Origin of the sequence: Streptococcus sanguinis (assembly GCF_050222175.1) — a bacterium.
GTDB lineage: Bacteria > Bacillota > Bacilli > Lactobacillales > Streptococcaceae > Streptococcus > Streptococcus sanguinis_M.
On sequence record NZ_CP071420.1, the window covers coordinates 1,683,220 to 1,696,285 of the forward strand.

10 protein-coding genes are annotated in these 13,066 nt (G+C 41.9%); all 10 read right to left on the minus strand.

The window, feature by feature from the left end:
• Nucleotides 1–3: 3 nt before the first annotated feature.
• Nucleotides 4–2,094, minus strand: a complete 2,091-nt coding sequence (locus J1C91_RS08220) for an ATP-binding protein (RefSeq protein WP_427151633.1) — start codon at nucleotides 2,092–2,094, stop codon at nucleotides 4–6.
• 3 nt (nucleotides 2,095–2,097) lie between these two features.
• Complete coding sequence (locus J1C91_RS08225) at nucleotides 2,098–3,351, minus strand: DNA cytosine methyltransferase (RefSeq protein WP_221761879.1); 1,254 nt, start codon at nucleotides 3,349–3,351, stop codon at nucleotides 2,098–2,100.
• 83 nt (nucleotides 3,352–3,434) lie between these two features.
• Nucleotides 3,435–4,979: a peptide chain release factor 3 gene (locus J1C91_RS08230; RefSeq protein ID WP_125439186.1), complete on the minus strand. Its 1,545-nt coding sequence runs from the start codon at nucleotides 4,977–4,979 to the stop codon at nucleotides 3,435–3,437.
• Between the two features lie 448 nt (nucleotides 4,980–5,427).
• Nucleotides 5,428–6,114, minus strand: coding sequence for a TIGR02206 family membrane protein (locus J1C91_RS08235; RefSeq protein ID WP_125439184.1), 687 nt, complete (start codon nucleotides 6,112–6,114; stop codon nucleotides 5,428–5,430).
• An 18-nt stretch (nucleotides 6,115–6,132) separates the two neighbouring features.
• On the minus strand, nucleotides 6,133–6,819 hold the full coding sequence (locus J1C91_RS08240; protein WP_002910286.1) for a TIGR02206 family membrane protein: 687 nt from the start codon (nucleotides 6,817–6,819) through the stop codon (nucleotides 6,133–6,135).
• Between the two features lie 107 nt (nucleotides 6,820–6,926).
• Nucleotides 6,927–7,538, minus strand: a complete 612-nt coding sequence (locus tag J1C91_RS08245; protein ID WP_002910287.1) for an NUDIX hydrolase N-terminal domain-containing protein — start codon at nucleotides 7,536–7,538, stop codon at nucleotides 6,927–6,929.
• Nucleotides 7,528–8,898, minus strand: coding sequence for a UDP-N-acetylmuramoyl-tripeptide--D-alanyl-D-alanine ligase (locus tag J1C91_RS08250; protein WP_002910288.1), 1,371 nt, complete (start codon nucleotides 8,896–8,898; stop codon nucleotides 7,528–7,530). Before J1C91_RS08250 ends, J1C91_RS08245 begins: the two co-directional genes overlap by 11 nt.
• Before the next feature lie 75 nt (nucleotides 8,899–8,973).
• Nucleotides 8,974–10,020, minus strand: a complete 1,047-nt coding sequence (locus tag J1C91_RS08255) for a D-alanine--D-alanine ligase (RefSeq protein ID WP_032912498.1) — start codon at nucleotides 10,018–10,020, stop codon at nucleotides 8,974–8,976.
• Between the two features lie 218 nt (nucleotides 10,021–10,238).
• Nucleotides 10,239–10,835, minus strand: coding sequence for a recombination mediator RecR (gene recR, locus J1C91_RS08260; protein ID WP_002910290.1), 597 nt, complete (start codon nucleotides 10,833–10,835; stop codon nucleotides 10,239–10,241).
• Nucleotides 10,836–10,938: 103 nt separating this feature from the next.
• Nucleotides 10,939–13,005 carry a penicillin-binding protein PBP2B gene (pbp2b, locus tag J1C91_RS08265; RefSeq protein ID WP_002910291.1) on the minus strand — a complete coding sequence of 689 codons (2,067 nt, stop codon included), beginning with the start codon at nucleotides 13,003–13,005 and terminating at the stop codon, nucleotides 10,939–10,941.
• Nucleotides 13,006–13,066: the final 61 nt, after the last annotated feature.

A 13,066-nucleotide genomic window follows, 5' to 3' on the forward strand; every position in this document is an offset into this window, starting at 1 on the left:
ATCTTATCCCTCCGACAGTGGTAAACTTAGTATTATAGTCGCTCCTGATTGATATTCTTTCGGTAAATCTAAATCTTTATTTTTTGGAAAAAGTAGCTGTCCTTTTTGTGAATTCATAATTTCGTTAACAATATTTAACCCTAGACCAAGTCCACCTTGTTTTTCTCCGACAAAAGGACGAATCATATCCTCTGGATTCCCCTGAAATCCTGTTCCGTTATCTGCTATTATTAGCTCAACACGATCCTTATCAGTTAGTACCGTATCGATTAAGATTTTTTTTTGTTTTTTCCCTGATTTATGTATCCAGTATATTGAATTATCAATGATATTCATGATAGCAGACACAATCAAACCTTTGTCACACAATACCTTGTAATTCTTATCTTTATAAAAACTATCAAGCGAAACTTCATGGGCTTCCAACCTAAACTCAACATTAAATAAAGCATTATTAATAATCTCTATAACAGAATAGTTAGATTTTCTTCTATTTCGTAATATAGAAGTATATCCATCAATTAGATCTCGCAATCTAAGAGTTAGTCGATTGATTCTTTCAATTTCTTTAGAATTCCATGAAACTGTAGAAAGCTCCTTTACAATTTTTTCCATCTCATGAATAACAATTGCATAGTTACTTGTGGCTGATGAAGTTTTTACATACGTTTCTTTAATAAATTTATACTCTGACTTCACTCGATTTAATTTATGAGAAATCTGTTTCTTTATTTTTGTTTCAACATCTAAAGATTCAATATCATTTGCTACCTCATCAATAATATCAACCAGATCTTTATTATCTTCTTTTAAGGATTGGCGTAATCTATCCTTATCGATATTTCTTTCCCTAGTAAATTCAAATAAATACTTCTCAATTATATTTACAAACAATTCATAGCTCTGGTTGTCAATGAAACCTTCTCGATTTGCTTTTTCAACCAATCCTCTACTATTTTTGCGTTTTAGAGATATAGCTCCTAAAATTATATTGTTACTCAACGAACTAGCTGGATTATTTACACGTTTTGAGTCAAGATTGAGCCAATCGTTCCCCTTTTCACCATAATCTAAAACTCGCATATTATCACGGAAAATTCTTATTCCCCCATTTTCGGTCAAGTAATCTTTAAAAGATTTTTTATCTTTTACAATAAAGCGAGTAACATCTGATGATTTATCAAAAACATACAGCTCAATAGAAAAGTCATTTATCCCTTGCTGTTCCATGAATTTTTTAGGTTTCCCTTGAAAGAATTTAGCTGGGTCTTTACGTTTGCTATCACTAAAAAGTTCAAGCGGGATAACATCTTTTTCTATCCTACGAGATTCAACTGACATATTATCATATGGTGAAAACTCATACTTAAAATCTTTAATATTACCATCTTTAAAATTAGCTGTCGAACGGTACAAAGCAAATTGTTTAATCTGATTGAAATTTAAAATGCCATCAAGCCAATCTTCGTGTGTACTTTTTATATTAACTTTAAACGATTCTTGGGACTCAAACGGAGAATTCAAAGAAATGATTTGTCTATATGTTTCACGAAATTTACGTTTATCCCACTGCTCTATATTTCTAATTTGAATCCTTGTTCCAGTACTATTTATAAACTTATGAGGTTCCCGTTCCTCAATAGTAATTGGTATTTCATCTAAAAACTGATTTGAATCAAACTTACTCCAATCAATTTTAAAATATACTTCGGGATTTCCCTTCGATCTAGTAATAATTTCAATTTCTTTACCTAGTTTATGAATTCCGAATCGGCCAATTCCTTTTTCTCCAATCGGTAAGCGCCCCAACTTAGTCTTCTTTTCTTCATCAACTTGATTCTTTTTATGAGTATTTCCCGGTTGCATCCAGACATCTCTAATCGTTTCAAAAGACATTCCTACTCCGTTATCTTCAATAACGATTTCCCCAAGCATTTCTGAGTCTAAATAAGATAAATTCACCTCACATTCTTTGGCATCAGCATCGTATGAATTTTTTATTAACTCCAATAATGCGATACCCTCATTTTTAATTAGTTGATCTCCCAATTGAATTAAAATTTGAGCTTTCGGTCTAAATTTAATTTCTGTCATCTCTCAGTCCTCGTTAATAAAATATTCCTCTAATTTTTTTGCAATATAATAAGCCATTAGAGGAGGTACTGCATTGCCAATTTGGGTAAATGCTGCTGTTCTAGGCCCTTCAAAAAAATAATCATCGGGGAAAGATTGAATTCTAGCGGCCTCTCTGACACTTATGGAACGACATTGCTTAATATCAGGATGTATAAAATAGTGCCCGTCCTTAGCAATATGTGCAATCATAGTATGAGAGGATGGTAAATTTGAAGCTAAAACTTTAAACCTATCTAAAAATGATTTTTGATTTTTGTGTGTTACAAGATTTTTAGGTAATGAGTCATATCTCAATCTTACTTTACTTTTATCCCATAATTCAATTGCCTTAGCATAAATTTTTCTATCTCTTTTATTTGTATATCTTGAAACATGCCACGTCAATGGAGCATCACTATCTCTTATGAAACTCTTAACCAGATAGTCGTTCGATTTCGATATATACCTATTATCTTCAGTATTAATATCTAGCTTAGCCAAATCATCTAAAATAAATTTTACACTGGAATTCGGAAAATATTTTTTTTTAAAAACAGGGTATGAAAAATTAAATTCTTTTTTCCATCCAATTAAGATGACTCTCTTACGATTCTGTAGAACACCAAAATCTTCAGCATTTAAAACTTGATATTTCACCTTATAACCAGATTTTGAAAACGATTCTATAATATCTTCTAAAATTTTCCCCGATCCAGCAGTTAAGATACCTGGGACGTTTTCAAAAATAAACATCTTGGGAGAGTAACGAGTAATAAACTTCACATATAGTTTATACAAATAATTCCTAGGATCATCTTTCATACCAGTGAGACTTACAGAGCGGCCCATAATAGAATATGCTTGACATGGAGGCCCTCCAATTACTAAATCCACCCTTTTTGTCTCAGATAAACCTACAAGGTCATCTATTTGTGCAAAAAATTCAAGAATATTATCATCGCTAAGTTCTGCATTTATAACGCTTTCCAAAATAGCATCCGGAATTAGAGTCCATAACTCATCTCTAGAAATCTCTTTCTTAAGATACTTATAATAACTTTCTATACTATTATTCTCTCTTAAATAATAATAGGCTAGTCTTGTCTTTAAAGTATCACAAGCATGCTTATTCATTTCAACATGAGCTATAGAGTTGTATTTACCAGTTCTTTTAAACCCTTCAGAAAGACCACCTGCACCCGCAAATAAATCTATATATTGTATATTAGTTTTCATCTATTCATTCTTATTCTTATAGAAATATATTCCTTTTTTATTAACTTATAACATTAAATAAACTAATTGTCTTTAACAAACAATCACATCTTCTCTTCCAGTTTAACATCTGGATATTTGTCCGCGAACCAGCGTAAGGCAAAGTCGTTTTCAAAGAGGAAGACTGGCTGATCAAAGCGGTCTTTGGCCAGGATGTTACGGCTAGAAGACATACGCTCATCTAGGTCATCTGGTGAAATCCAGCGGACAGTCTTTTTGCCCATAGGATTCATGACCACTTCAGCATTGTATTCGTTTTCCATGCGGTGCTTGAAGACTTCAAACTGGAGCTGACCGACAGCACCCAGCATGTACTCGCCCGTCTGGTAGTTGGTATAAAGCTGGATGGCTCCCTCTTGCACCAGCTGTTCAATCCCCTTATGGAAGGATTTTTGCTTCATGACATTCTTGGCTGAAACCTTCATAAAGATCTCTGGAGTAAAGGTTGGCAGAGGCTCAAATTCAAACTTATTCTTGCCCACAGTCAGAGTGTCACCGACCTGATAAGTCCCCGTATCATAAACCCCGATAATATCACCGGCCACAGCATTGGTCACGTTTTCCCGACTCTCAGCCATAAACTGGGTAACATTAGATAGCTTGGCAGACTTGCCAGTACGAGGCAGATTGACACTCATACCGCGCTCAAACTCGCCAGAAACGATACGGACAAAGGCAATACGGTCGCGGTGGCGCGGGTCCATATTGGCCTGAATTTTAAAGACAAAACCTGAAAAGTCTGGACTGAGTGGCTCGACTACATCACCGTCTGTCTTCTTATGACCATGCGGTTCCGGAGCAAACTTAAGGAAGGTTTCCAGGAAAGTCTGGACGCCAAAGTTGGTCAGGGCTGATCCGAAGAAAACAGGTGTCAGTTTTCCCTCCAAAATCGCTTCTTCCGAGAATTCATTTCCAGCTTCGCTCAAGAGCTCAATGTCTTCCTTAACTTGCTCATAGAAAGGATTGGAAGCAAACAGTTGGTCACCTTCCGCCAGAGTTGCAAAGCGCTCCTCGCCCTTATAAAGTTCCAGGCGCTCATTGTAGAGGTCATAAAGACCTTCAAAGCTCTTGCCCATGCCAATCGGCCAATTCATCGGGTAGCTGGCAATGCCCAAAATATCTTCTAGTTCTTCTAACAAATCCAAGGGCTCGCGACCATCACGATCCAGCTTATTCATAAAAGTGAAGACTGGAATACCACGATGCTTAACAACCTCAAAGAGCTTCTTGGTCTGGGCCTCAATACCCTTAGCCGAGTCAATAACCATGACCGCAGCATCCACCGCCATCAAGGTCCGATAAGTATCTTCTGAGAAGTCCTCATGCCCCGGCGTATCCAGGATATTGACCCGCTTGCCATCGTAGTCAAACTGCATGACAGAGGAAGTCACTGAAATCCCCCGCTGTTTCTCGATATCCATCCAGTCAGACTTGGCAAAATTACCCGTCTTTTTCCCCTTGACCGTCCCAGCTTCACGAATCTCGCCCCCGAAGTAGAGCAACTGCTCCGTAATGGTCGTCTTCCCCGCGTCCGGGTGGGAGATAATGGCAAAGGTCCGGCGTTTCTTAATTTCTTCTTGTAAAGTCATCTTCTTCTCTTTCTTTCATTTAGGATAATAGTAAATCTTAGTATTTGTTTTTTTATTTTACATCGGAGTTTTTCAATCCTTTCAACCTACCTATTATAGCGGATTTAGCGCTTTTTTTCAATTATCTAAAGAAGATAAAAATCGCCCTTTCGAGCGATTCTATTCTCCTATGTCAATGAAATTTCCCTTAAAATCTAACAATGACACTGTTAAAGAGGAAAATTGTAAAGATTAAGGTTAAACCCAGTAAATAGAGCAGGCGTTTTTTCTGGTTTCCAGTTCTTCTTTCTCTTCAGCTGTCACAGAAGCGTCTAGCTCAACCAGCTTAAAGAGTTGATAGACAAATAGTCCGTTTGTTACTAGAAGCAAAGCAGGGCGTGATAAGGCTTCCTAATTTAAAAAAACTCCTGCCAAATTAACTTGACAGGAGTTGTACATTTGAAATGAATTAATTTTGGACTAGACTTAACTGCTTTTTCCACCGTTTCTTAAACAATATATCGAAGAGAACCAGGGCCAGAGAAAGGATGACCGACACAAGAAGGTACTTTATCCATAGGGGGGCATCAGGGATGAAAGGCGGACTTTTTAGCAGACCGTAATTACCTCCCGTCACTTGATTAACGCCGACTAGGAAAAGGTTGAGTCCAAAGGTGTAGGCTACAATCATGTATTTCTTGAGCAGGCTCTTGTCGTAGTGATTCATCAGATAAATCAAGGAATTAACCAAGAGTGCATAGTGGCCAATCAGGAAAGAAAAGCTGGTAATGTGCGGGAAATCATAGGGGTCAAAGACTGGATAGCCCAAGGCAAAGACCGCTCCGCTAGCTCCTAAAAGAGCAAAATACTGCTTGCTGCGCCATTTGTCTGGCAGAAAGACCACCGCAAACATAGCCAGGCGGCAATGATAGAAGGGCAGACTATTGGAAAAGGGAATTCGAAAACCAAAATACCAGCTATAAAGCATCAGCAGCTGAGCAATCTGAATCCACTTAAAAGCTTTAACAAAACGCGGATTATCATGGTATTTGAGCGAGCTCCAAATAGACAGCAAGACCAGAGCAATCATCACAGCATACCATAAAATCGAGATAGGCGGTGCCACCGTTTTTGTCGTAGTTAAAAAATCTTTCATAAATCCTCCATGAGATAATTAAGTTAGGGAAACTGTCTTGGTCTGCTCCACGCGCTTAAAAATTTCAGAAACCAAGCAAACTGCTGCACTTAAGACAATTGAGACAAGCAGATAATTGAGCAGGAGTCCGTGATTGCCAACAAGCGGCGGATCTGTAAGAAATCCATAAGAACCCTTTGTCAACATATTGATAACAAGCAAAAAAGCATTCATCATAAAGGTCGTCCACACCACTCGCTGCCAGCTCATAGAGAAAGTATGATAATATCTGAAAAGATAAATCAAACAATTTCCCAAGAGCGCTAGATGGCCAATGATAAAGGACAAAATAGTGATATGGGGGAAAGGGTAAGGATCAAAAATCGGATAGATAAAGGCTACAATCGAGCCAAAAGTCCCCAAAAGTGCAAAGTAAAATTTATACACTGAGCGATTAGGCAGAAACATCAAGGCAAACATAGCCATTCTGCAATGATAAAAGGGCAGACTCTCAGACAGTGGGGCAGCAGTCAGCATATACCAAGAATAGAGGCCTATCAGCTGGCAAGCTTGCATCCCGACAAATAGCTGCTGGTAAGCTTTCCGATTGTAGTAGAGATAGGAAAGCCAGATAATCGCAAAGACCAGCCCCAAAAGAACAAAATACCAAAGTCCCAGTTGAGGCGGTTCGGTTTTATAGGTTGTAAACATATCTCTTATTCCCATCTCCTAGGTTCCCATTCTAATATAAGGTTTGAACGAGGTTGATTTTACCTGTTGTTGCAATAATTTCTAGCTTTTTCAGACAAAGAGTATCCCAGAAACTTACTTCACTAATCCAAATACTGTTCTCTGTCTCCTTGATAAATCTCCCAAAGGATTTCCAACTGTTCTTTTGTAGTCCGCTTAGAAGATAATTCTGGTAAAGATTGGATAGCAAAGAAAGCTAACTCTTCTATTTCTGTATTAGGCTGAAAATCTCCATCCTCTATCTGACACTCGAAGACCAGTTTAGCATATTGCTTACTCTGAAATTGAAATTTATTAGTATCAAAAATTGCAAGCAGACGCGAAACTGAAACATTAAATCCCGTTTCTTCTTGGACTTCCTTGATGATATTTTCCTTAGGAGATAGGCCGACTTCACAAAAGCCGCCTGGTAAAGCCCAAGTTTTCTCATTTTTACCCTTGACTAAACAGACTTTTCCGTCTCGAACCAGTACAGCTCGGACATCAATCAAAGGAGTAGCATAAAAATCCGTTGGGCGCAACAGCTCTGCCAATTCTTTCCCATCCAAATCTGACCAATCAGCCAGGAGGTGTCCCAAAAGCTGACGGAGTTCTAAGTAACGTTCTCGATCAAATTCATCACGACTAAATGCTAGACCTGTCTCTGTAATAGAAAGGAGACGTTGAATGGTTTTTGCAATTTCTTTAGTTTCCATCTTCCAAGTCCTCTACCAGCTTAGCCAGATTCATAGAATTGCTGCCTTTGAGAAGAATTTGGTCGGTAGGAGTCAGCTTCTCTCTGACAGCTTTGGTCAGCTGTTCAAACTGGTCTTTCTCGTCATTTTTGATAAAGTAATGCACCTTGCCTGGCGGGTAGATTTCCTTGGCATAGTCATAGAGGGCTTCCATGTCCTGTCCATAGAGGAAAAGGTCGGTCACAATTTCTGGATTGAGACTGGTAATCATCGAGCCATGCATGGACTTAGAGTCAGCTCCCAGCTCTTTCATATCCGCCAGTACCGCCAATTTTCGTCCGCCTGGATTGGCCGGAATGGTCGAGAAAGTCTCCAGAATCAAGCGCATGGCTGTTGGATTGGCATTGTAGACATCCGATAGGATATCTGCGCCATTACCAGCTTTCTTCCACTCCGTTCGATTACGGGTCAGCTTCAGCTCAGAAAAGGCTTGAGCAATTGCCGCCTCAGATACACCCTCCTGCAGAGCTGCATAGGCTGCAATCATGGCGTTGGTTGCATTATACTTACCGGTCACAGGCAGGTCAATCCTCTGCTCTAAAAAGTTGCATTCAAAGCTCAAGCTGTTCTTGCGCTCTTCCAGACGCGTCAGGAAGATATCCGCATCAGGACCAAAGCGAACCAGTTTGCAGTCTGCTGGCAGAAATTCATTGACAATCTTATCTGCCGGAACAATCAAGAGACCATCTTTTCTCAAACCGTCTGCAATCTGCATCTTGCCTTGAGCAATCTCAGCTCGGCTGCCGAAAAATTCCAGATGGGCTTCTCCTACCAGAGTTACAATGCCCGTCTTAGGTTTGGCAAGTTCCGACAGGAGATGGATATCGCCCAAGTGATCCTGCCCCATTTCTAAGACAAGTTTCTCTGTATCCTCAGGCATGTGCAGAACCGTGTAAGGCAGACCGATTTCGTTATTGTAATTGCCTTGTGTCTTATAGGTCTTGTAGCTGGTTGCTAGTAGCTGGGCCAACATATCCTTGGTCGTCGTTTTACCGTTGGAACCTGTCACCGCCAGCACATCCACCTGCATCTTTTCCAGATAATATTTGGCCAAGCGCTGGAAGGCCGTCAGGACATCATCGACCAAGATATAAGCTCCCTCTGCCACTGGACGCTCAGATAGGGTGGCAGCAGCTCCCTGAGTAAAGGCTGTCGCAATAAAGTCATGGCCATCACGCGCTCCCTTAAGCGGCACAAAAAGGCCACCCGGCTCAATCAAGCGGCTGTCAAACTCAGCATTTCTAAGAGGGACGTTTTCAAACTGAGTCACATCATTTTTCGCAGATAGGACTTCTGCGATTTCATATAAATATAATTTCATACTTCTTCCTCGTTTTTCGGTTTGCTCGCAAAAAGAAAGGACCGAAAATTTTCAGCCCCTCTATTATATCATATTTTAGAGAAGATGCGCCTCTCTCTTAGCAAATGCCTCTTCAGCTAGGCCAACTAGTTTCTCAATCAAGTCAGGATAGGCCAGCCCCATATTTTCCCAGAGCAATGGATACATAGACCACTGGGTAAAACCTGGCATGGTATTGAGCTCATTAAGGAAGACCTGACCATCTTCTACATAGAAGAAATCACAGCGGGACAGTCCTAGACCGCCCAGAGCTCGGAAAGCTACTTCTGCATTTTGACGCATCAGACTCACCACTTCGTCTGGAATCTTGGCCGGAATATCCATAGTAATTTTATTATCAATGTATTTGGCTTCGTAGTCATAGAATGCTACATCCTTGACCACTTCTCCAGGCAGGGTACTCTTGACATCAACATTGCCCAGAAGCCCAACCTCAATCTCGCGAGCCGTCACTCCTTGCTCGACCAGTACCCGGCTGTCGTATTTGAAAGCCAGGTCCAGAGAAGCACGCAGTTCTGCTTGGTTCTCCGATTTAGAAATGCCTACACTGGAGCCCATATTGGAAGGTTTGGTGAAGACGGGATAGGTCAATTTCTCCTCGATTTCCTGGATTTTTTGCTCTAGATCCTCACCATCGACCAGCGCCACATAAGGCACTTGGGCGATGCCTGCTGATTCCAGCACTCGCTTGGTCGTGATTTTATCCATAGCTAGGCTAGAAGATAAAATATTACAGCCGACATAAGGCATTTTGAGCACTTCTAGGAAGCCTTGGATAGAGCCATCTTCGCCCATAGGACCATGCAAGACTGGAAAGACCACTGCTCCATCTTCGTAAATATCGCTGGGCTTAATCTTCCGAGACATGTCCACTGTGGCATTAGTCATCAACTTCTCATCAGCCGCCGGATTTGCTTCAAATTCCTGAGTTTGGATAAAATCTCCATCCTTGGTGATGAAGTAAGTCTTCACCGAGAATCTATCATAATTGACAGCCCGCATGACGCTCTCAGCTGATAAAACCGAAACTTCCCGCTCTGCACTGCGTCCGCCATACAATAAAATCAATCTTTGTTTTGCCATGATTTTTCCTATCATTTTCTAAAAATAGTACGATTTACAAAAGCTGCCAGCTCGAAATAAAACAACCTAAAAAGCTTGGTTTTGCATCTACCTAGCTAGTCGATTCTTCTAAGCAGGAGCTTCTGTATCAGTCCGTTTTAGTATATCACAATTCCCAGCATTTTTGAACAGAAAAAAGGACTCTTCCAGCCAGCTAGAGCCAGAAAAATCCTTTATGTTTATAATTCCGTCCGATTTTCGATAGCGCGAATCAATGTGACCTCGTCCGCATACTCAATGTCGGAGCCAACCGCCAAACCACGCGCTAGGCGAGTCACCTTAATCCCAGCGGGCTTCAAGACCCGGGAGATGTACATGGAGGTCGCTTCGCCATCCGCAGTCGCATTGGTTGCGACGATAACCTCCGTCACTTCACTATCCATCAAACGAGTAATCAGACTCTTGAGATTGATGTCGTCCGGTCCAATGCCATTCATAGGTGAAATCAAACCGTGCAGGACATGATAGAGTCCGTGGTATTCCTGGATATTTTCCATGGCTGACACATCTCGGCTGTCCTCAACGATCAAAATAGTTGATTGATCGCGCGACTGGTCTTGGCAGATTGCACAAGGGTCTTCGTCCGTCAGGTTGCCGCAGACAGAGCAGTAGCTCAGCTCACGCTTAGCAGCCAGCAGATTCTTGGCAAATTCATTGACATCGTCATCGCTCATGCCAATAGTGTAAAAAGCCAGTCGAGTGGCTGTTTTGATGCCAATGCCGGGCAGCTTAGAGAAACTGTCAATCAGCTTGGCAATAGGGGTTGGGTAAAGCATAAAATCCTTTCTCTATTCTCAAAAAATCTCCTCAAACCAGATTGCTCTACTTGAGCACTGACAACTTAAGCTTTCTCCGTTTGCTGATGATTTTCATTGAGCACTAATTCATAGGGTGTTGTTGGTTGTAAAGATTGATAATATCGCGAGTGATACTGTGGCTGACAGTAGAAGATAGGTTCGTATTGTGAGGGAACACCACCGCCACCGCAATCTGCGGCTTCTCACTCGGTGCATAAGACACAACATTGGTATTGATGGCTTCTTTCTTACCCTTGTCCACAAAGGTCTCAGCCGTACCAGTCTTGGCACTGATTGGCACACTCTCTCCCTGAGAAATGGTCCGACCAGTCGTAAAGCCGCTGCTGCCATGAACCACTTGATAGAAGCCTTGCTTGATAATGCTCATATCCTCGTCAGAGATATTGACCTGGTTCAGCTCTTTGGTGTCAATTTTCTGCACCAAATCACCCAGTCCTCCTTGGTCGCTGTTGCCGTAAATGCCTTCAACGATATGCGGAGCCACACGCTTGCCATTATTAGCTACTGTTGAGGCATACTGGGCCAGCTGAAGCGTTGTATAGTTGTCAAACTGGCCGAACGAATTGGTCAGATAGTTGGCAAACGTAAACTTGTCTGGAAGATAGCCTGTGGACTCATTTGGCAGGTCAATCCCTGTCGAAGTGCCTAGACCATATTCTGCAAAAGTCGACCTCAACTTTTTCATGGACGGATCCAGCTCATCAAAATCTAGCTTCATATCAGCTGAGTAAGGCGTCCCCATCATCTTCAGCGCTACCTGCACCATATAGGTATTGGAAGAGTATTCCAAGGCCTCTTGGGCTGTGATGGCACGTGAACCATACTGGGTGAACCAAGAAGTGATACTGTCCGTACCGCCAAAGCTAATCGGCTGGTCTGTCAGGACTTGGTTTCCGCTAATGGCGTTATTCTCCCAGCCTGAGGTCAGAGTTGCAGCCTTGACCACAGATCCCGGAACGAAGACATTAGTCATGGTTCCCAAAGCATCGACCGAATTTTCTCCCGTTTCCAGGTCGTGCCGGACGCCTGCCATGGCCAAGACGGCGCCGGTATTTGGATCCATAGCTACAGCATAGACACCCTCAGAGTAGGTCGCATTGCCACTCGCCAACTCCGCATTAAAGGCATTTTTTAGAATGTCCTCCACTCCCTGCTGGAAGCTTAAGTCCACCGTCAGCTTGAGATTGTCACCCTTACTACCGTCAGAGATATTTTCCACACTCTCCATATTACCATTTTTATCTAGATGAATCTCCTTCTCAGCTCGCTTGCCTTGCAGAACTGACTCATACTGCTTTTCCAGATAGGAGGTCCCCACCCGGTCATTGAGAGAGTAGCCTTTTTTCAGATAATCATCCACTTCCTCAGCCGGAAGTCCAGTCTTTTCTGTCGAGATATTACCCACGATAGAAGCCAGCGAGGTATCCAAGACCTTGCGGTCCCAGCCCGTTGAGACACTGATACCTGGCAGCTCTTTGCTGCTGGAAGCCAGTACAGCTACCTGCTCTGTTGTTAGCGCATCTGTCTGGATGGTCCCCGTCGCAAAGTTGGAAATCGCATTCATCTGACTAAAGAGAACGATGGCCTTCTTTTCCTCATCCGTATAGCCCAGCTGCTTAGGGTCAATGCTCTCAGCTGCCGCCTTATAGATTTTGGACTCAGGCAGGCGGTTGCCATCTGTATCAAATTTCTTGTCCTTGGGTAGCTTTTCCACCACTTCCTGATAGACTGCGCTGTCCGCCAAATAATAATCCACCTCTTGGCGGTCTGTCACCTCTGTATCGCTGATACTGACATAGGTCAGGAGCTTTTGAGCTGTCGCTCGAATCTCTCCAGCCGTCAGCCGGTTATCTCGCGTATAGGTCACCACCTGCTTGGTCGTATTTTCCACCAAGGGCTTGCCAGTAGCATCATAAATCTGCCCACGTACTGAGCTAGTGGTAATCTTGGTCTTGCTGGCCTTAGCTAACTTATCCGTGTAAAAGTCCTGATTGACCACCTGCATATAGCCCAGACGAGCAATCAAGGCTAAAAACAAAAACATCACGATTCCAAACAGCAGATAAAGCCTTCTGGTGATGGAATGACTGTCAAATTTTCTCTTCTTCCTTGCCATTTTCTCTCTCATTCTAGTAAAAGTTCTGACCTTTATTTTACCATAAATCCAGCTCGATGAATGTTTCAAAACT